A 21,419-nucleotide genomic window follows, 5' to 3' on the forward strand; every position below is an offset into this window, starting at 1 on the left:
GCCATAATGACAACAAAGCAGTATATTTCAGCACTCGGATTAGATGTCGGTCGTAAGCGAATTGGTGTAGCGGGATGCGATCGCACTGGCTTAATTGCCACTGGGATAACAACCATTGAACGCTCATCTTTTAACTACGATGTTGAGCAATTTCAAAATATAGTCAATGAGCGTCAGGTGGAAATCTTAGTAATTGGCTTGCCATATTCAATGGATGGCTCCTTGGGTTTTCAGGCGCGTCAGGTGCAGAAATATGCTACCAGACTGGCTCAGGCTCTCAATTTACCCATAGAATACGTAGATGAGCGATTAACATCTTTTCAAGCTGAACAGATGCTGATTGCCGAAAATCGTTCACCATCACGTAACAAAGGTTTAATTGACCGCAAAGCAGCATCTCTAATTTTGCAACAATGGCTAGATGCTAGAAGAGTTAGCACTCACAGTCAGGCTGCGGCTGTAGAGTATTGATAGCTTTTGACATGATATTCTTAAAAGCAATTACTTAGCAATTGTGGTTTAGTCTAAAACTATTTGTTTGATGTTAAATATCATTCAACAGTCTGACCAATGTCACAGTTGTAAGTATAGATAAAGTTTAAATAACTGGCTATGTTTTCCTCACCATTTTCTGAAGACAACGATCGCGATCGTACAGTTTCTATCACCTTGACTGATGACACAGGGCGAACTCTCGACTGTTATATAGAACATTCGCTCTCTGTAGACGGACAAGATTACGTCTTACTTCTGCCTGTGGACTCACCCATAGAAGTTTTTGCTTGGGAAGGTGAAGATGAGGATGAAGAAGCCGTTTTAGTAGAAGATGATGAAACTCTTGACGAAATTTTTGGTACAGCCCAAGCTGTCTTGGCTGAACAAAATTTAGTTCTCAAAAATACAGCCTACGCTTTGACAGTTGCAGGTGATTTACCAGCTGTAGAAGAGTCGGAACTTTTCACTTTAGAAATCGAAGACGACGAAACAGATTTAGAACCAGAGCAATTACAGCTACTTGCTAGCTTCTATCACCAAGAGCAAGAGTACTCAATTTATACACCCCTTGACCCCTTGCTATTTTTTGCTAGAATTACCAAAAACGGTCAGCCAGAATTGCTCTCCCCTGAAGAATTTCGCAAAGTCCAACCACTTTTAGAAGAGCAACTTTTTAACGAAGTGGAATAAAATGAGAAATTCAAAATTGAAAATCAAAATCTGTCATTGTGAGATTTTCAATGCCGAATTTTTGCATTAGCAAGATTGAGAATTTTTGGTAATTCTTGTGCAATTGCCAATCCAGAATCCAAAATCCACGCATTAGTTGATTCTAGGATTTTGATTCGTAATTTTTAAAAAACGCTCTGCATAAAGGGCGTTTTTATTTGTAGTCCTGAATGATGATCTATGACCTGGAACAATCTCTTACAGCCTGACTTGATTTTAGAAGGTTCAGTTTTGCAATTAACAACAGACATTATTCAACAATATGGGCTGAAGGGTCTGGTATTAGATGTCGATGAAACTTTAGTTCCGTTTACAGTGGGTACTGCTTCTTTAGAACTCCAGCAATGGGTAGACCAAATCCGCACCGATGTTGATTTGTGGTTAGTGAGTAATAACTTAAGTGAAGTTCGTATCGGTAGCATTGCTCGTTCTTTAAACTTGCCTTATTACTTGGGTGCAGCCAAGCCCTCACGCCGCAAAATTAGAGCCGCACTCCAAGCAATGGATTTACCAGCCGCTCAAGTGGGTATGGTAGGCGATCGCTTGTTTACCGATGTTTTGGCAGGTAATCGTCTAGGAATGTTTACAATTCTTGTAGAACCAATTGTCCATCCTGATGCTGCTTTGCGTTCTCATCCCATCAGGAACTTTGAAGTGTGGTTTTCGGAAATCTTAGGAGCCTCCATTACACCTAAAAAATCCAAAATTCACAAAACTTAAAAAATCGTCAGGAAAGTAAATCTAAAGAAATAATTAAAAATTTTTGGTATACAAAAAAAACCTGTGATTATAAGTATTAATAACATGGGGTCAGCTAAAAAGACCCTAGTAGATAGTAAATAAATATAAGCTGGTAGAGCGTCATCCTTCACCATATAGAAGGAGTGGCGCTTTGCTTTTTCGTCCTTTGTCATTTGTGAATGACCACTGACCAATGACCAAAACGATTGTCGTCAAAATCGGTACTTCTAGCCTCACCCAACCAGAAACAGGGCAATTAGCACTTTCTACCATTGCAACCTTAGCGGAAACCCTTTGCGATTTAAGGCGACAAGGCAATCGCGTCATCTTAGTTTCCTCCGGTGCGGTGGGAGTAGGTTGTGCCAGATTAGGGTTAAGCGAACGTCCCAAAGCGATCGCACTTAAACAAGCAGTAGCCGCAGTTGGTCAAGGAAGGTTAATGCGCGTATATGACGATTTATTTACGACCTTGCAACAACCAATAGCCCAAGTTTTGCTAACGCGTAGCGACTTGGTACAGCGTAGCCGTTACCTCAACGTTTACAACACCTTTAAAGAACTGCTGGGACTAGGGGTAATTCCAGTAGTTAATGAAAATGATACCGTCGCCATTGATGAACTAAAATTTGGCGACAATGACACGCTTTCGGCATTAGTAGCGAGTTTAGTAGAAGCAGACTGGCTATTTTTACTTACTGATGTAGACAGACTTTATTCTGCCGATCCCCGTTCTGTTCCCGATGCTAAACCGATTTCCTTGGTAAGTAACATCAAAGAATTAGCTCAGTTACAGGTGCAAACAGGTACTCAAGGTTCTCAGTGGGGTACAGGGGGAATGGTGACGAAAATATCGGCGGCGAGAATTGCCATTGCTGCGGGTGTGCGCACTGTGATTACCCAAGGGCGATTTCCCCGCAATCTAGAAAAAATTTTGCAAGGCGAACTTTTGGGAACGCATTTTGAGCCACAACCAGAACCGACATCAGCTAGAAAACGTTGGATAGCTTATGGGCTTGTCCCATCGGGAAAATTGTATTTAGATCAAGGTGCGATCGCAGCGATATCCCAAGCCGGAAAATCATTATTAGCAGCAGGTATCAAAACAGTCGAAGGCGAATTTGACACGCAAGATGCTGTGCAATTGTGCGATACCAATGGTAATGAAATTGCTAGAGGGCTGGTAAACTATACCAGTTTTGAACTACAAAAAATTTGCGGTCGCCACTCTCGGGAAATTCCTGAGATATTGGGTTATGTCGGTGTAGATACCGTAGTACATCGAGATAACTTAGTTTTGACTTAGGGATTTTCAAGAAATAAGTTATTCATCTTGTGGGTGGGCCGGACAGCCTGCCCTCAGGACTGGACGGGTGAGGACACCCATCCCACAATAAAATTTTGGATATTTTTTTTACGTGGAAGTCCCTTAAAGAAAAAAACCCCTTCAAAGTATAAATAGGGGTTAATATCTACTACATTAGCCGCACTATTTTTTATCGGGCAGTTGTACCACTAATTAAGCTAGGTGTACTTGTAGAATAGGAAAAAAGAGAAAAAGCCTATTCTGAAACTATAATTAGCCCTAATTAACGATTTCACAATATTGTGGCGAAGATATGACACTCAAATGACATTGATGTGAATTTATCTTGGAGCTTTTAAGCTCTTGCTAACAAAGGTGCGGCAGCTAATAAAGTTTTAGTATATGGATGTTGGGGATTGGCAAAAATTTGTTTTGTCGGGCCGAGTTCAACAATTTTACCGCCATTCATGACGGCAATGCGATCGCACAAAAATCGCGCTAACCACAAATCATGCGTGATAAACAAATAAGTTAGCTCAAATTCGTCTTTTAATTGCAACATCAAATCCAAAACCTGCGATTGTACACTAGCATCTAACATACTTACAGGTTCGTCGCAAATTAAGAGTTTGGGACGCGTAATCAAAGCACGGGCGATGGCTACTCTTTGCTGTTGTCCTCCAGATAAATCTGAGGGGTAACGTTGATAATAAATTTCTGGCGGTGTTAACCCGACTTTTTGCAGCATCCATATAACTTCCTCTTTGGCTTTAGCTGCGTCAGCCAAATTGTGGATTAATAAAGGATCACCGATACTTTGCCCTACCGTCATCGCCGGATTTAAACAAGCATGGGGGTCTTGAAACACCATTTGCATTTGTCGCCGGGAAGAGCGAATTTCTTGACGCGATAGTTTAGTTAAATCTTTGCCTAAAAATTCTACCTTGCCATCAGTTGGGCGAATTAATTGCAAAATAGTCCGTGATAGTGTGCTTTTACCGCAGCCTGACTCACCAACTAAGCCTAAAATTTCCCCTTGATAAAGTTCGAGGTTAATGCCATCAACCGCTTTAATTGTCTGACTTTGGGCTTTAAATAACCTTTCAATAAAGTTAGGTTCTATGGTGTAGTGTTGCTTAAGTTCTGTGACACGCAAAATAGGCAATTCGGAAATGTGTTCTTCATTACCTAGTCCCCAATCTTCAGTTACTTCATCCACAGTTTGAATGTGCAAAGCAGCTTGTAAAAGCGATCGGGTATATTCATGTTGAGGGTTGCCAAACACAGATGAAGTCGGCCCCATTTCTACCATTTTGCCGTTGTACATCACGCCAATGCGATCGCAATATTCTGCCACCATTGCTAAATCGTGAGAAATCAACAGCAAAGCCATGTTTTCTTCAGCACACAGACGCGTTAATTCTTGTAAAATCTGCGCTGAGACAGTCACATCTAAACTAGTGGTGGGTTCATCGGCGACAATTAACTTGGGGTTGAGAAGTAAAGCGAGTGCGATCGCTACCCTTTGGCGCATTCCACCGCTAAACTCATGAGGGTACTGATTCCAACGACTCGCAGGAATTTTCACTTTTTCTAAAGTCGCCAGTGCTTTTTCTTTCGCTTCCTTAGCTGATAACTGGGGTGAATGTGCTTGCAGAGTTTCTATACAATGCTTCCCAATCGTCATCAAAGGATCAAGGCGCGTCATCGGGTCTTGGAAAATTAATGCTACAGCTTCACCCCGAAATTTTCGCAATTGAGGTATTGTTAAATCAAATACTGATTGCCCCTGAAAAGTCACTCGTCCGTCAACCCGACTAGAAGGAGGTAACAACCGCATCGCCGCCCTTCCCAAGGTAGATTTTCCACAACCAGATTCCCCTACCAAACCCATACGTTCGCCTGGTTGGAGAGTAAAAGATACATCATCAACTGCCCATTTAAGTTCTTCGTTACCCCGTTGAGGATAGGCTACGCGTAAATTTTCTATACAAAATAAGGCATTGCTCATACTTAGCGATCGGCCCTGAGCTATCAGCTTCTATAAATTTCAAATTTAAGATAGTCTATCAGATCCGCCAAAGTAGCTGTTTCAAAATACTAAATTAAATTTAGGCGATATTTTGCCACAACTCAGCAGGAGCAAATCTAGATAAATGACCAATATTGGTTGTAGCAATGACAAAATTGGGAACACCCAGAGTTACCGCTTGGGCTACTAAAATCATGTCAGCGTCAATAGTTTTATCATTTGCTGTCGGTTGCCCTTGTTGACGAGCTTGCGCCCAAAATCTTGCAGCTTGGCGCATGGCATCTGTTGTAATAGGTAGATATTCTAATAATTGAACTAACTCATCTAAACGAGTAATTCCCTTTGTTTTATTTGCTCGTAAAAGTTCTCGACGTACTTCATAATCAGCAATTTCAGGAATGATAATTCGACTCTGTGATGCAATCAGCATTTGTAACCATTGAGTACACGCAAGGCTTATTGAAGAGTGCTTTGGATTAGTGACTAAACCAATAGGCCCTGCATCTAAAAGAATCACTCGACTCACCAAGTTACACCCTTTAATTCGACAGGAAATAACTGACGATTAGATAATCTATCTTCATCTAAAGCTTGAATTAAATACTCTCCTGTATTTTGTTGTTCTTCTGCTTCACCCTCATCAATCCAAGATTGAAGCACATTTAATGTTTGAGATTGTTTTTCTTTTAGCAGAATATGTTCACTTAAAATCTGTAAAGTATATGCCTCAATTGAAATTCCTTGCTGTCTGGCGGCCTCTGTAAGATACTGTTCTAATTTTGGTGATAAGTTTAGGTTTAACGTCATAAGTCTGTTTTAATTAACTCCATATAATATTAAACCTACCAAACTGGAAAGATTTTCAAACTGAGAGCATCAATCATCAAACTAATGCCCGACTGGGGCTTTTGCCGCTGCACCGCCTTTACCTAAGAATAACAACAGGGGTAATGAGCAAAGAAAAGCTACTCCCACAACTCGAAATATATCTGCAAAAGATAAAACCGCCGCTTGGGTATTCACGGTTTGCTGCAGTAATGCTAGGGCTTGTTGCTGGGCGGTGGTTGCATCCATTCCTTGGCTTTGCATTGCGCCAGTCAGCATATCGAGGCGTTGATTAGTTTCAAAGTCATAAACACTGAGGTTGGTTGATAAAATTGCGCGGTGAAAAGCTTCACGTTTATCTAATAAAGTAGTGAGGAAAGCAATACCAACGCTACCACCTAGTTGTCGGGTGAGGTTGTAAAAGCCGGAACCAGCAGAAACATCTTGTTTGGGTAAGGGGCCTAAAGTTGCCAAACTCAAGGGTAGAAACATTAATACCGTAAAAGCTCCCCGCCATACTAAAGGCCAAAATAAATCATCAGTGCCAGTTTGCACAGTCAATTTTGACAAGTCAAACATAACCAAGGCTGTACCAACCCCACCGATCGCAATTAATAATCGGGCATCGATTTTAGTGGATAATTTACCCAGCATAATCATCACAATTGCCGAGGCTAAAGCACCAGGAGCCAGTAATAATCCTGTTTGTGTGGCGGTAAAGTGTAGAATACTTTGAGCGAAAATCGGCACAGCAAACAGCGCACCGTACAATCCCATCCCTACAATTGCTGATAAAAAACTCCCCGCCGCTAAAGAACGGTGGCGCAAAACTCTCAATGCAACGGCGGGATGGGGAGTTTTCAGTTCCCACCAAATAAATAACACCAATCCCAATACACTAGCTACAGCCAAACTGGTGATAAAGCCAGAGGAAAACCAGTCTTCTTTTTCGCCTTCCTCTAATACCGTTTGCATACAGCCAATAGCCACAACTAAAAGCCCAATTCCTAACCAGTCAACGCCTTGATTTTTCGCTTTGTTTTTGTTGTCTTTGGGCAGAAACATCCCAGACATGACTACTGCTAAAATCCCGAAGGGAATGTTAATAAAGAAAATCCACCGCCAGCCTAAAGCATCAGTGAGATAACCGCCCAATGTCGGGCCAATGGCTGGGCCAGAAATCACTCCTACGCCAAACACTGCTTGCGCCAAACCTTGCTCGGCGGGTGGAAAGGTTTCAAATAAAATAGCTTGGGCTTTGGCTAATAATCCCCCACCGAATAAACCTTGGGCGATGCGGGAAGCAATCAACATGGGTAAATTGATTGATAACCCACACACAACTGAGGCAATGGTGAAGCCAATTAAGGAAAATATAAAGTATGTTTTTTTACCAAAATAATCTCCCAGCCAAGCAGATAAAGGAATTAACACGACGTTAGCGATCGCATATCCTGTTACTACCCAGCCAATTTCGCTCACGGTTGCTCCTAAACTTGCCTGCATGGATGTCAGAGCAACGTTGACAATACTAGTATCAATTACTTCGAGAATAGCACCTAGCGAGGCAGAAAAAGCGATCGCCCACTTCAACGGCCCCTGCACATAGCCAGCTTGATTCAAACTGGAACTATTACTAATAGCCATTTTTTTAAACAGAATTATATTTAAAGTGACAAATTGTCGGAGAATGCCCTAAAAGCTTAGGGCATGATCATACTTACCAATCCATTACGCTACGGTAGCGTATCATATTAAGAAAGGTCAAGGGGGAATTTGCTAACACTGCGAAAATACTTTCTGAGGACTTACGCATAAAGATTGTCGGTTAAGCGTGGTTGTAAAGATTTGTACACCCCTACACCCCTACACCCTTCCCCTACTCCCCACTCCCTATGAACAGACCACGTAGCACCCACGTAGACCAAGCAATTATTGAAGCGACTCTAGACTTACTAGCAGAAATTGGCTACCAAAGTATGAGCATAGAAGCGATCGCCTCCCGTGCTGGTGTAGGTAAAACGACAATTTATCGGCGTTATACTTCTAAAGAAGAATTAGTCGCAGATGCGATTGAAAGTCTGCGAGAAGATGTCTCGATACCCGATAGTGGCAGTTTTTGGGGAGATATGGATATCGTCATTGAGAATGCAGCAAAAATAATCCAGAGTCCCCTAGGCAGACAAACACTGGCTTTAATTATCAGTACAGCATCAAGTAATCCGCAGTTTGCCCAAGTCTATTGGAAAAAATATACCCAACCGCGACGTGATGCTTTTGCCAAAGTCATGGAACGTGCCAAAGCTAGAGGCGAAATTCAAGCGGATGCTGATATTGACTTAATTATTGACCTAGTGAGTGGGTCGCTTTATTATGCACTCGTCTTTAAACCGTCACCACAACCATTAACAATCTATATGCGACAGACTCTAGAACTGATAATTAAAGGTGTGGGTACTGATTAACTATACTGATATTTCAGGCTCTACTTACGTATTGATGCAAATCTGCAAGCGACTTAGTATTAAATCTTTATAATTTTAAAGGAACTATGTTGATAGCAAGATTGCTTTGATCCTGATGAATTTAGCGACAAAACTGCAACAACGCACTAATCTTTAATTTCTCCTGGTGTCTCTTGTTGCAGTATGGCATGGCAATATTGAAGTAATGTAGTGAGGCGATCGCCAATGTTCTTCAGTCTCACTTGTGCCGTAGCAGCTTGCCGCGACCCCTGAAAAAACATAACATCAATTTCTAACAAACGCAGCTGTTTGCTAATTTCTGTCCGGTAAGATTGCTCTTTTGAGTCTTGGACTGCTAAAGGCACAATATCTCTTTGAAACAACGGCTGCAATTGGGCAACACGCTGCTTCAACAAGGCTGTGTCAGTTTCAGTCGCAGTCACATCAGAACGTAACTGTACTAGTAAATCTACTAGTGCTTGATATTTCTCAGAATTTAAAGACATCGAGTGCCATTTAAGATAGTATTAATGACAAGAAATTTTTCTTCTACAATATATCTTCTTAAACTATTATCACTTCGCAAGCTTCAAAGCAGGATTTGAGGCTTAGTTTTTCATCTTTTGATTTTCCAGTTTATTATCCGAGAAAATCAAAGACGAAGAAATAACTTAGGCAATTTAACAATTATCCTGACATTGCATTTAACGCCCCATCAGGGCCACAGCATCATTCCCAGGAAATGCTGTAAATTTTGTCCATAGTTTACTTACCTACTTAGCGACCATCTCTTGTATGAGCGGCACAGCGACTAGTACTACAATTGACGTTACACTCCCAGAATGGCTCAACAAATGTTTAAGAGAGTCATCACCTAGGAGTGAAACAGAAGATGACCGAAGGCAAAATGATGCCTCGTTAATCTGTCGAGCATTTGAATTTGCCTATCAACTGCATCAGGGACAATCTCGCAAATCGGGAGAACCGTATATTTGTCATCCCGTAGCTGTAGCTGGTTTGCTACGCGACTTAGGGGGTAGTCCTGCTATGATAGCAGCTGGATTTCTTCATGATGTAGTTGAAGATACAGATGTCACAATTGAAGAAATCGAAGAGCGATTTGGTGCAGAAGTACGCTGTTTAGTTGAAGGTGTCACAAAACTTTCTAAATTTAATTTTAAAAGCAAAACCGAAAGCCAAGCTGAAAATTTCCGGCGAATGTTTTTGGCAATGGCGCAAGATATCAGGGTAATTGTGGTGAAATTAGCAGACCGCTTACATAATATGCGAACCCTGCAATATATGTCAGAAGACAGCCGTCGCCGCAGCGCCCAAGAAACACGCGATATTTTTGCACCTTTAGCTAATCGTTTAGGAATTTGGCGAATTAAGTGGGAATTAGAAGATTTAGCGTTTAAGTATTTAGAACCTGACGCTTTCCGCGAAATGCAGCAGCACGTTTCGGAAAAACGCACGGCGCGAGAAGAGAAATTAGCTAAAGCTACAGAGATTTTAAGAGAACGGTTACAACAAACAGGAATTCAGTGCTTAGAAATTAGTGGTCGCCCTAAGCATCTTTATAGTATTTATCAGAAAATGCAGCGACAGCAAAAAGAATTCCATGAAATTTATGATTTGGCAGCGTTGCGAATTATTGTCCAGACTAATGAGGAATGTTATCGTGCCTTAGCTGTCGTACATGATGCTTTTCGCCCAATTCCCGGGAGATTCAAAGATTATATCGGACTACCTAAACCTAACCGCTACCAATCTTTGCATACTGGGGTGATTGGTTTAACTGGTCGTCCTTTAGAAATCCAAATTCGTACTCTAGAAATGCATCATATCGCTGAGTATGGAATTGCTGCCCATTGGAAGTATAAAGAAACAGGTGGTTCTAATACTCCTTTGACTGCTACTGATGAAAAGTTTACTTGGTTACGCCAGTTGTTGGAATGGCAAAGTGACCTGAAAGACGCGCAAGAATATTTAGATAGCGTCAAAGATAATTTATTTGAAGATGATGTTTATGTCTTTACGCCCAAGGGTGATGTAGTTTCGCTCAATCCTGGCTCTACTAGTATAGATTTTGCCTATCGCATTCATACAGAAGTTGGCAACCATTGTGCCGGGACGAAGGTAAATGGACGGATGGTTCCTTTATCTACAAGACTGCAAAATGGCGATATTGTCGAAATTCTGACCCAAAAGAATAGCCATCCGAGTTTAGATTGGTTGAACTTTGTCAGGACTTCGACGGCAAAATATCGGATTAAACAATGGTACAAGCGATCGCGCCGCGAAGAAAATGTCACCCGTGGGCGAGAATTGTTAGAGAAAGAATTGGGTAAAACTGGTTTTGAGAACTTGCTCAAGTCAGATGCAATGCACACTGTGGCAGAAAAATGCAATTATCACAGTGTGGAAGACTTGCTAGCAGGTTTGGGTTACGGTGAAGTCACTCTCAACTTAGTACTTAATCGTTGGCGTGAAGTAGTTAAGTCCCAGCAACCTGTAACTGTTACACCACCAGTATTACCAAAAGAATCAGCGACAACCAAATCCTTACGAGATTTACCCTCCAGTTCCCGCGCCAGTGATTCTCCAATTGTGGGGGTAGAAGGGTTAGTTTATCATCTAGCCGGGTGTTGTACGCCCATTCCCGGAGAATCAATTATTGGGGTAGTGACACGCGGTAGAGGAATTTCAATTCATCGCCAAGGATGCCACAATTTGGATAATGTCGAAGGCGAGCGCCTAGTCCCTGTCAAATGGAACTCAGCCGCAGAACATAGCAACCGTCCCCACACTTACCCAGTAAATATTCAAATTGAAGCCCTTGATCGCGTAGGTGTGCTAAAAGATATTTTATCGCGTCTAAGCGACCAAGGCATCAATGTCCGTCATGCCCAAGTGAAAACTGCTAGCGGACAACCAGCATTGATGGACTTAGGAATAGATATACGCGATCGCCCCCAACTAGAACAAGTTTTTGTGCAAATTAAAAAAATGAGCGACATTATCAATATCCGTCGTGTCGGTCAGGCTGAGGAGTGATATGAGAGGGAAAAGTCTTTATCTCTCCGTGTCCTCTGTGGTTAGTTTCTCCACAACTTGTTGATAAAAAGCCTCTAAACCTGTAACACAGGCTTGGTCATCAAATAACAGGTGATGACGCTGACTCATTTGTTCGGCTATATTTTTGCGCCAAGTTGGGTTAAGTCCTAATTTGACAGCAATATCAATATACTCCGCCTCATCTTTGGCGATGGTATCTGTCACTCCTAGCAATTTCAAGAAGCTGTCAGAGTGTCGACCACGCATAAATTCTCCTGGACAGGTAACAATGGGGAGATTACAAGCGATCGCTTCTAAGCTAGTATTACCACCAGACCATGTAAAAGTATCCAAATAAACATCTGAAAGTAAATTAATCATCAAATAGTCTAAGCGTTCTGGAATACTTAAAAATACACAGTAATCTTCACTATTTAATCCAACAGCAGCAAAAGCACGTTGAAGACGTTCTTGAAGTAAAGTACCACGCAAAAATACAAATTTAGCTTGGGGAACACGACGAGCAATTTCCGCCAAAATAAAATCATATTGTGGTAAATATTTAAACGGTGCTTGGCAACATAAATAAATTACATCTTCCTCTGCAAGCTGAAAATCTGAGCGACTTTTAATAACTGGGGGAATATAAGGTTTAGGGTAAGATACACCAATATTAGGTAATAAAATTAACTTTTCCGAATAATGTTCTTGAGCATTTTCCGGTTCCATTAATTCGCCAGATAAAAAATAATCAATAGTAGGTAAACCAGTCGTTACCGGATGTCCCCAAGCTACACATTGCACAGGCGCAAGTCGCAGTCCTGCTAATTGCATTGTTTGTGGGTTCATGCCAATTTCTGGAAATACCAAAATATGCAAATTATCAGCAATTATTTGTTCACAAATTGCTGGCAAGTTATAAGGAATATGGTGAAAAACATCACTATATTCTTGAAATTGCTGTGTAACCGCATCTGGATCATTGCCTGTATAGTAACAGTAAATTTCAAAGTTTTGATGATGACAATAACGTAGCCAACCAGTTAACCATAATGTGCCGCTATAAGAATGTAAGAAATGAGAAACATAACCAATGCGAATTTTTTGTTGTGGCTGAAGACTAGGCCTAGATAAAGGCGCAACCCATTGGGGATAGTTAGCAGCCATAATTTCATGCACTAACTGTCCGTACTGGCTTTGTAAATCTTTATCGTTTTGCGCTTGATAAGATAGATAGAAATTAGTCAGCCTGCCTATACCAGCGAAAGCATTGATTTTTTCCTCGGGAGTATTAAGATAAGTTTCTTGAATTAAATTTTTTAACCCTTGTGTGTAGCGATGACGATAAAACGCAATTTCATCTTCATTATCATAAATACTAGGAACTGTTAAATATTTGAGGATTTTAAAAGTATAATCATCAGGCATTAACTCACAAGCTTTTTCAGCACCATTAATTGCCTCTTGAATACGTCCATGACGACGTAAATCAATAATTAAGGAAAAATGTAAAGCACCATCTATTGGATATAATTCAATAGCTTGATATAGGGTCTGAAAATATTCATCTAGCAAGTTTAAATGGCGATGACAGTGAATTAATTGCCAATAAATTTGTAAATCAGATAATTGTAATTCTAATAGGTTTTTATATTTGGCGATCGCAGCTAGCCATTGTTTTTTTTGGTATAATCTATTACCCAAATCCCAAATAAGTTGCACTGCTGAGATATTACTAAATTCATCTATTGTATAAGCTGGAATATTATCAGCTTGTAAATAAGTTAAAGATTCCTGATTTTCATAGCTTAAAATAATTCGCGCATGAATTTGCGCACTCATCATTTCCCACTGATAAGCGTCTAAATTATCCAGCAGCGAAATCTCACATCCTGCACTAATATCAGAATCATCTGACATGAGCAGATTCATCAATATACCGGATAAAATTAAATTAGCTGTATCTTCAGAAATATTACTACTATCTATAATTAGTGTTATCTGGTTGCTATAGGGATGATTATTTACTACCTGAATTACTCTTTCTAAATCTAAGCAAATAGTTTCTTCTGATTGTGACCAGTCAGGTAAAATAATTACATTGATATTATTTACATTTCCATAATCAGCATTAGATATTAATTCTTCTGTTGTTGTAATCAATGTATCTACTCCTCTTGATAATTGACTGGATAAATTACAGTGAGTGCTTCGCAATTAAAGCACTCACAATAAATTTAAAATTATTCAGTTCGTTAACTAATACTCTATAAAACACAGAGCCTATTAACAAATTTTTCTAGTTCACAAGCTGGTAGTGCTTCTATTTGGAGTTCTGATAAAGTAGATTTATCTTCGTGTTCTAAAATAATTCTGCTACTAATTCGAGGTAACAAAGCTTGCCATTGACTATTTTTTAAACTATCAACTAAAGAAATTTGTAGTCCCTCACTGATATCCAAATCTTCTTCCATCAACAAATTCATTGTTACACCAGATAATAACAGTTCGGCATCCTCAATGTTGATATGACTAATGTCAATTAATAGTGTAGTTTTATCACTATCTGGATAAGTTGCGATCGCTTTAATTACAGCTTCCAATTCTAAACCAATTGTCTCTTCAGACTGCGACCAATCAGGAAAAACAATAACATTAATTTCCTTGAGATTGTAAGCTAATAAAGTAGCATTAATTAAAGCCGAACTGACCGTATCCGCCATCTTTGACCAAGAAAACTTTCGCGCTTGTGCTAAACCAGCCTCGATTAATTCTTGCCGAACACTAGGCTTTTGAATATCACATAATGCAGTAGCCATCGCATCTACATCATTATCCTTAACATATATTGCTGCTTCACCTGCCACTTCGGGAATTGAAGCATTCAAAGAAGTAATTACCGGACAACCACAAGCCATTGCTTCTACAATTGGCATTCCAAAACCTTCATATTTTGAAGGATAAACTAAGGCCACAGCACCAGAATAAGCTATTGCTAACTCTTCATCACTAAGCTGCAACATATAAACGGTACTACCCGATGTGCAAGCTCTAAATTCAGGTGCTAATATCCCACCACTGCCTGTACAAATAATATCAAAACCAGAGCTAGTAGCAAGTTGAGCAAAAGCCTTAAAGAATAAAATACTATTCTTATAACCATTACCAGCACCAACTAAAATAAAGTAAGGTTTGCTAATACCGTACTTAGCTTTAAAGGCATTAACCTCTGCTGGTTTTGCAGGCAAAAAGGTGTTGCTAACTCCACAATGAGCAACAGTAATAGACTCTAGAGAAATTTCTGGAAAATATTTTGCTAAGTCATAGGCTGTATGTTTGGAAATGGCTATATAAGCCGATGCGTGTTTAATACCTTGATGTTTTACTTGCCACATGGGATTATCCATGTTCCATTTCATGACTTCAGGAATCATGTCATAAGCAATGAACACTGAAGGCGTTGTTAATGGAGTTGTGTAATAAGAAGAGATAAATAAATCTGCGCCTACATCATCACAAATGTGCTGAAGCATCTGTTGATCAGCCTCTGTTTTGTTATAGTCGTAGGCACGAATTGAAAGATAACGAATACCGTTAATTTTAGGTGTAGTATTAGCTCTATCTAAGACTAAAATTCGATTAGCAAAATCTGTATTTGCCCATTGTTCTAGAAGACTTCTCCAAACCCTAGCAATTCCTGTTTGATAGAGTTGAAAAAAGACTCCATCAATTAAAATATTCCGAGGAGGTAAAATTTTTGCTTTCTCTTTAGCTAGCCCATAAATTTTGATGGTTTCTTGGACAAATTTATCCCAACTGAATTTTTGAGCCTGTTGAATACATTTGTTAGCTAGACTTTCTCTATATTTAGGTTCATAATATAACTTAAGTATGGCATTATTCAGCCCAGCTTGATCATTAGGGTTAAGCATAATACCTGCATCTTCCACAACTTCAGGTAACGAAGAAGTATTAGAAGTAATAACAGGAGTTCCACATTGCATAGCCTCTAATGGTGGTAAGCCAAAACCTTCATATAAAGATAAATATATAAAGGCCAATGCACCTGAATATAGAGGAGATAAATCTTCATCAGGAACATAACCAGTAAGAATAATTCTATGTTCTAATTCTTTTGATTTATCTAGTTCCGCAAAAATTTCGTCATATTGCCATCCTTTTGTACCTATCAATACTAAGTTCAAATTATCAATCTGATGATTTTGAATTAAGCTCAAAAAAGACCGGATGACATGAATGAGATTCTTTCTTGGCTCTAGAGTTGATACGGCCAATAAATAAGGCTGGTTTGGTATTTTATATTTTTGTTTGGTTTGATTAATTAACTCTTGATGTTCACAAGGATAAAATTTTTCTTTGTCAGCCGCTAGATGGGTAACAAATACTTGCTCAGGCAGAATATTTTTCTCAGTTTTATACTGGCAAATATCTTGTTTTGTTGATTCGGAAATACAGCAAATAAAATCTTTTTTTTCTATCTGATCGATAGTGTCTTTAATTATATTATCTGTCTTAATTGTTTCCGGATCAAAATATTCCGGATACAGAATAGTTATCAAATCATAAACTGTAATAATCCTTTGAGCGAAGTAAATTTCATGGGGCAAAGGATAATAAGAGGAATGATAAATATCGATATCTAAATATTTGAGTTCTGATAATTGAAATAGCCGAAATTTCTCTGTTTCTAAATTTTGTTGTATATAAGTTTGACAGCTATCAAAAAATTCTGGACTACTAGAACATAAATATAAACAACACCGAGGTGAATTGATTAATCCCTTTAAAAGATGTTCGGTAACTCGAAAAATTCCAGTCCTAGCAGTTTCTAATAAAGTGCCTAGCCCTAATACAGAAATATCTAAGGCTATTTTTATTTGCGGTTGTTGTCTTAAATTATCTGAATAGTTCTGTACAGGAGAAATAAATGTCATTTTAACAACTTAGTTTTGAATCAAAGTAGTCATTGAAGTTAATGAATTCAGTATGCTATGGCTGATAATTTAGCCAACCACTATTTATCTACTGCGCTATTACCTTGTTGCTTTTTAACCTGTTCTAAAACAGTTTTGTAATCTTGGCGTTCTGGGTGTTGTTGCACTAACTTTTCCATCAGCGCGATCGCACCTTTGGTATCCTTTAAATGCAGCCTAGCTATAGATAGTTTTTCTAAAGCAACTTGGTTATTGGGTTCCCGTTGCAAAACTAGTTCATAACCCTGTGCTTGTTGCTTTAATTTTTCCTCAACGGATAAATTTCTTGGTTGAGATTGTTGAGATGGTTGTTGTATTAAATTTACTACGCCAAATACAGTAGAACCTAAAAATGATGCCACACCCACTACTGTTAAAATTCTTTTTTTCCGTTCAATTTGCTTTTGACGGGAAATAAAATAATCATCTCCAGAACTAGACATATCTTAATAGTTGCTGTTAAGAATACTGGAATCTCAGCAAGCCTCCAGTTATGAGAGTACCCAGCACTCTGGTTAAACTATCATCTAGAGAGTAAAGTTTTTCTAATTGAGACGGTGACGAAGGTAAATCCCTGGCTTAGTGGCTGTTCATCACCAGTATAAGTGCTGCTTAATTTCTACATAAAAAATTAATTATTTATGAATTTTTGTAATAAATATCTCTATCATTGGATGTTTGCGATATCGTAAATAACGTTTGAATATATGCAGTAACCGCTCCTTAACATCTGCTTAAAAACCAAAACTAGTCCAAAATTATTGTTGTGAAACAATCAATTAAAGGCTAATGGCTGAATCTCATAGAACTTTGCCCATTCGTCGTTACTTGTGTTAATTGTTAAACCACAAGACGGCTAGTCTTTCTGAGAGCATACGCAATGGTTACTGAGTAAAATTTTTAGTTTTGTGGTGGTAATTACCGTACAAAACCGAATTTATCAGCAAATAAGTAGAGATTGTTATGGTATAGTAAAAAAGTTAAGACTAGCTTTACCAGACCAAAAGCTCTACGCATCGATAACAATTGCCAAGCGGAAAGCAGTTTTGATTAAGCATTTACCCAAACAAAAATCTGAATTGAATTTAGGTTATGACTCAGCAAGTGATTCACCCTATGGTGAAATTGCAGCGTAACGTGCAATCACTAGTAGAATCCAATATCATTAAACCCACTGATAGCATTTGGAAAATTGCCTTGCTCTACGGCAATGACTGGCAGCACTGGAAACAAGAACTGCTAGACTTTGGTTTTACGACGCAAGACCCAATTAGCGAATTGCTAGCAGTTGAAGCATGGGATGAAGAATAAAGTATGAAATATGAAGTATGAAGTATGAAATTTTATACTTCATTCTTCCTCATATCTTCTAAGCTTTGCAACCTGCTAATGCAGTGGCTAATTCCTGAGCAGTTTGATAGCGATCGCGTGGTAATGGCTCTGTCACACGTTCTATTACCTCTCTTAATTGGGGGGTAATTGTGGGAGAATTAGCCACATCAAACCGGAAATTACGCCCTTTTTGGCGGAAAAACTTAAAAGGATTTTCCCCAGTCAGAAGAAAAATTAGCGTCGGCCCAATGGCATATAAATCGGATTGAATCAGCGGTTGTCCCCGTTCTTGTTCGGGGGCGCAATAGCCTTCTGCACCAATTCGAGTACCTGGTGTTGTGCCAATTTCTTTCACAGCACCAAAATCTAGCACCACTATGTGATTATTGGCATTCCGCACCATCAGGTTAGCAGGTTTAATGTCACGGTGAATTAGTGGTGGTTCTTGGCTATGTAAATAGTCTAAGATATCGCAGGTTTGAATCATCCAGGCGATCGCTTGGCTGGGTGTGACAGGCCCGGTCAACTGTACGCGTTTTTCTAGATCCTGCCCGTGTACTAATTCCATAGCCAAGTATTTTTTCCCATTTTCCACAAAAAAGTCGTAATACTTGGGAATTCCCGGATGATTTAAAGATTTGAGCGTATGAGCTTCGCGCTCAAATAACTCTTGGGCTTTGGCGATTTTTGCCATATCCGCATTCATTTGCTTTAACACCAAAAGTTGAGGATTACCACTCATCCAACCTTTTGTGTCCCAAGCTAAATAAGTAGTCCCCATCCCTCCTTGTCCCAAAGTCCGCAGCACTTGATATTGGCGAATTGTTTGCTGTACAGACAGAGGTTGACCACAATGGATACAAAACAAGTTGTTGGGCGAATTACCTTCGTGAGTACAAGTATTGCTTGCTCTTAGTGGGTCTTGGCTAAAAGATGCTGATGCTGATGATTCTTCAATTTGAGGACTAATCTCTGGTGCAACTTCCTGGATTTGAAATTGCAGGATGGGGCCTCCTTGTGCTAACTGCAACAGAGCATTATTCGGTAGCGAACTTTGAATAACTAAAACGCCATTTAAGAAAGTTCCATTTGTACCTTGACTGTATACCTGCCAAGCTTCATCACTACTAGCCGTACTAACTTGTCTAAGTTCTAAATGATGTCGGGAGACCAAACTATCGGATAAAACCACATGATTATCCGCCGCTCGCCCAATGCGAATTACAGCGGAGTTCTCAAAACACCATTGTTTCAGTGGTGTTTTTTGTTGCGGTTCTAACAGTGTCAGAATAACCACAATAAAACCTGCATAAAAAATAGGGAGTAGAGAATCGGAATGAGAAAAATTTCAGCTAGCTTTAATCTCTAGCCGGCTGAACTATCCATGTTTGGGCGCACTTTAGCCCGTACAAGTATTGCCGTAATGTTATCATGACCATTTTCTTGGTTTGCCAAATCAATTAAATCATTGACACCTCGTTCTAGGTTAGCCCCAGAACTCAGCAAAGGAAGTAAGTGAGTCTTCCAATGGCTTTCTAGTAAGTCATTATCTGATAAACCATCGGAGGCGAGGATGAACAGGCTATCCTCGTTAATGTCAAAAAACTCCACATCAGGGTTGATAGCACTTTCATCGCGGGGGCCTAAGGCTTGAGTCAACTGATAAGCATCAGGACGACCATAGGCGATGCTCGGTTCAACACCGCGAGCAATTTCGCGCTGTCCAACTTCATGGTCTACTGTCATTTGCTCTAAGCCGCGTTTGCGGGTCAAGCGGTAGAGCCGACTATCGCCGACATGAGCAACTGCGGCTTGTGTGTCTTGAATTAATAGAATCACCAAGGTAGTACCCATACGCCCAACTCCCGAACGGGCATCTTGTTGATTTAGCTGATAAATTGCTTGATTAGCTAAATAAACTGCCTCACGCATATTTTCTTCTGTCGGACGTTGGTCGTTGTGCCAGTTTTTTTGAAAGTATTGCCGCACGGTGTTAACTGCCAATTCACTGGCTATTTCACCGCCTGCATGACCACCCATCCCATCACAGAGAATATATAACCCACAGGCTTTGAGGGCGCGGTTTCTGGGTAACTCTAGCTTGTCAATTTTAGTTTCTACGCCAAAGTAGTCTTCGTTATGCTGACGTTGACGACCTACGTCTGTACGTCCGGCATCTTCTAAACTACTTAACTGCATCGAGAGGACGATAGTCGGTAAGTCATCTGCTCTAGCAGAAATATCGTCTGAATCATCGTCTAACTGTATGAGCGTTGGTGCGGTTGGATATTGGTTGGCTGTGGGCGAGAAACTGGGAATTGAGGAAATTTCTAGTTCTGCGGCGATCGCTTCGAGGCGCGATCGCAATTGTGCAACCGTCTGGATTCTACCTACTTCTAAATCTTCTAAAATCTGCAACACAGAACCAAACTGCGTGCGTTGGGACTGTCTAAATAATTCCTGCCAAACATTACCCAAAGCCTTGACAGTCAGAGGCTGCTGTGTTAAAGCCAATGTTTCTGCTTCGTCTTCTGCTTCTGTTGCTAATGCGATCGATAAATCCTGACTCAGAGGTTCCAGATATAATCTAGCTAGTGCCAGTGTTTGGTCTTCATCTAGTCGCAGATTCGATAACTCCAAGATACTTTGACGACATTTTAATGGTTCTAAAACCGCCCACAGTTGGGTCATTTGATAAAACCAATGCAAAATTTGTAAAGAACTTGTCGTCTCTTCCTTCCACAAATCCAATAACAGTGGCCAATCCGAACGGTCTTCAATTAGTACAACCTGTGTGTTCTGTTGCTGCCAAGCATCATGAATCACTGGTGTTCCTGGCAGATTTTTTGTTTGTAATTCTACATAAGTTTTAGCCAACCAAGGGATTCTATTTTCCTGTTCGGTTGGCAATAATAAGCCTTGACGCTGATTTTCTAAGATTACTTCTAACGGTGATATTTGATACGGATAGACATCTAAAACTCGAACACAAGTTTCTGCCTGAATTGTGTTGGCATCTAAAACTGGCAACGGTTCTAGTAATTGATAGCGTTGGTCTTTGTCGATGTAAGAGCCTATTTTTAACTCAGGTCGCTCGGCAGACGATAAAGAATATTCAGAGGAAAGAGGTAAGGTTGGTAAATCGTCCTCATCATCTTGCCAACTGCCTAATTCCCAGCCCCCGCTTCCTTCTTTAGTAATAATTGCCCACCAAACTTTCCCACATTCTGCACCGCAGTTATAACAACTTTGGCTATTTAGTGGTACTTCTGTACCACATTCATCACAAATGTGATGAGTTAGGGAGGTGCCACAGTTCTGACAAAATTTGTTAGCGTTGGGGTTTTCAAATTTACACTGAGGGCAAATCAGCATAGCGGAAGTTCCTCTATTCCCGTTCCAAGGTGCTTCTAGCCACTAATATCCTCCACAGTGCCACAACTTAG

The 21,419-nt window shown here is 40.0% G+C and carries 17 protein-coding genes; 7 read left to right on the forward strand and 10 right to left on the reverse strand.

The window, feature by feature from the left end; translation table 11 throughout:
* The first annotated feature begins 6 nt into the window (after positions 1–6).
* From ruvX to proB, 4 genes are all read left to right on the forward strand, one after another.
* The gene (gene ruvX, locus H6G69_RS11635) at positions 7–471 is read left to right on the forward strand and encodes a Holliday junction resolvase RuvX (RefSeq protein WP_190686258.1); all 465 of its coding nucleotides are present in this window, start codon (positions 7–9) and stop codon (positions 469–471) included.
* Between the two features lie 141 nt (positions 472–612).
* Complete coding sequence (locus H6G69_RS11640; protein WP_190686260.1) at positions 613–1,185, forward strand: DUF3727 domain-containing protein; 573 nt, start codon at positions 613–615, stop codon at positions 1,183–1,185.
* Between the two features lie 219 nt (positions 1,186–1,404).
* Positions 1,405–1,944 (forward strand): YqeG family HAD IIIA-type phosphatase, encoded by a 540-nt coding sequence (locus tag H6G69_RS11645; protein WP_190686263.1) that lies wholly within the window; start codon positions 1,405–1,407, stop codon positions 1,942–1,944.
* A 214-nt stretch (positions 1,945–2,158) separates the two neighbouring features.
* Positions 2,159–3,268 (forward strand): glutamate 5-kinase, encoded by a 1,110-nt coding sequence (proB, locus tag H6G69_RS11650; protein WP_190686266.1) that lies wholly within the window; start codon positions 2,159–2,161, stop codon positions 3,266–3,268.
* A 355-nt stretch (positions 3,269–3,623) separates the two neighbouring features.
* On the opposite strand, the gene H6G69_RS11655 is transcribed toward proB, so the two are convergent.
* The 4 genes from H6G69_RS11655 to H6G69_RS11670 all read right to left on the reverse strand — a co-directional run bounded on the left by H6G69_RS11655 (position 3,624) and on the right by H6G69_RS11670 (position 7,772).
* The gene (locus tag H6G69_RS11655) at positions 3,624–5,279 is read right to left on the reverse strand and encodes an ABC transporter ATP-binding protein (RefSeq protein WP_190686269.1); all 1,656 of its coding nucleotides are present in this window, start codon (positions 5,277–5,279) and stop codon (positions 3,624–3,626) included.
* A gap of 100 nt (positions 5,280–5,379) precedes the next feature.
* Entirely contained in the window at positions 5,380–5,826 is a 447-nt protein-coding gene (locus tag H6G69_RS11660) for a PIN domain-containing protein (protein WP_190686273.1), read from the reverse strand.
* Positions 5,823–6,107, reverse strand: coding sequence for a hypothetical protein (locus tag H6G69_RS11665; protein ID WP_190686276.1), 285 nt, complete (start codon positions 6,105–6,107; stop codon positions 5,823–5,825). Before H6G69_RS11665 ends, H6G69_RS11660 begins: the two co-directional genes overlap by 4 nt.
* Before the next feature lie 81 nt (positions 6,108–6,188).
* Positions 6,189–7,772 (reverse strand): DHA2 family efflux MFS transporter permease subunit, encoded by a 1,584-nt coding sequence (locus H6G69_RS11670; protein ID WP_190686279.1) that lies wholly within the window; start codon positions 7,770–7,772, stop codon positions 6,189–6,191.
* Positions 7,773–8,020: 248 nt separating this feature from the next.
* Here H6G69_RS11670 and H6G69_RS11675 point away from each other — a divergent pair, with 248 nt between their 5' ends.
* On the forward strand, positions 8,021–8,590 hold the full coding sequence (locus H6G69_RS11675; RefSeq protein ID WP_190686281.1) for a TetR/AcrR family transcriptional regulator: 570 nt from the start codon (positions 8,021–8,023) through the stop codon (positions 8,588–8,590).
* Positions 8,591–8,736: 146 nt separating this feature from the next.
* On the opposite strand, the gene patD is transcribed toward H6G69_RS11675, so the two are convergent.
* The gene (gene patD / locus H6G69_RS11680) at positions 8,737–9,096 is read right to left on the reverse strand and encodes a heterocyst frequency control protein PatD (protein WP_190686284.1); all 360 of its coding nucleotides are present in this window, start codon (positions 9,094–9,096) and stop codon (positions 8,737–8,739) included.
* Positions 9,097–9,385: 289 nt separating this feature from the next.
* On the opposite strand from patD, the gene H6G69_RS11685 reads away from it, so the two are divergent.
* Positions 9,386–11,647 (forward strand): bifunctional (p)ppGpp synthetase/guanosine-3',5'-bis(diphosphate) 3'-pyrophosphohydrolase, encoded by a 2,262-nt coding sequence (locus H6G69_RS11685; RefSeq protein ID WP_190686287.1) that lies wholly within the window; start codon positions 9,386–9,388, stop codon positions 11,645–11,647.
* Between the two features lie 18 nt (positions 11,648–11,665).
* On the opposite strand, the gene H6G69_RS11690 is transcribed toward H6G69_RS11685, so the two are convergent.
* From H6G69_RS11690 to H6G69_RS11700, 3 genes are all read right to left on the reverse strand, one after another.
* Positions 11,666–13,810, reverse strand: coding sequence for a glycosyl transferase family 1 (locus tag H6G69_RS11690; protein WP_242072040.1), 2,145 nt, complete (start codon positions 13,808–13,810; stop codon positions 11,666–11,668).
* A gap of 104 nt (positions 13,811–13,914) precedes the next feature.
* Complete coding sequence (locus H6G69_RS34665) at positions 13,915–16,602, reverse strand: glycosyltransferase family 1 protein (RefSeq protein WP_313950674.1); 2,688 nt, start codon at positions 16,600–16,602, stop codon at positions 13,915–13,917.
* 80 nt (positions 16,603–16,682) lie between these two features.
* Positions 16,683–17,084, reverse strand: a complete 402-nt coding sequence (locus H6G69_RS11700; protein WP_190686290.1) for a tetratricopeptide repeat protein — start codon at positions 17,082–17,084, stop codon at positions 16,683–16,685.
* A gap of 649 nt (positions 17,085–17,733) precedes the next feature.
* Between H6G69_RS11700 and H6G69_RS11705 the strand changes: the two genes are divergently transcribed.
* Positions 17,734–17,952 (forward strand): DUF4327 family protein, encoded by a 219-nt coding sequence (locus H6G69_RS11705; protein ID WP_190686292.1) that lies wholly within the window; start codon positions 17,734–17,736, stop codon positions 17,950–17,952.
* A gap of 58 nt (positions 17,953–18,010) precedes the next feature.
* Here the strand turns inward: H6G69_RS11705 and H6G69_RS11710 are convergent, their stop codons facing one another.
* Both H6G69_RS11710 and H6G69_RS11715 read right to left on the reverse strand, forming a co-directional pair.
* Complete coding sequence (locus H6G69_RS11710) at positions 18,011–19,270, reverse strand: protein kinase domain-containing protein (RefSeq protein WP_190686295.1); 1,260 nt, start codon at positions 19,268–19,270, stop codon at positions 18,011–18,013.
* Between the two features lie 68 nt (positions 19,271–19,338).
* Positions 19,339–21,348: a serine/threonine phosphatase gene (locus tag H6G69_RS11715; RefSeq protein WP_190686298.1), complete on the reverse strand. Its 2,010-nt coding sequence runs from the start codon at positions 21,346–21,348 to the stop codon at positions 19,339–19,341.
* Positions 21,349–21,419 lie beyond the last annotated feature (71 nt).

It is taken from the genome of Nostoc sp. FACHB-110 (assembly GCF_014697425.1).
Classification (GTDB): domain Bacteria; phylum Cyanobacteriota; class Cyanobacteriia; order Cyanobacteriales; family Nostocaceae; genus Nostoc_B.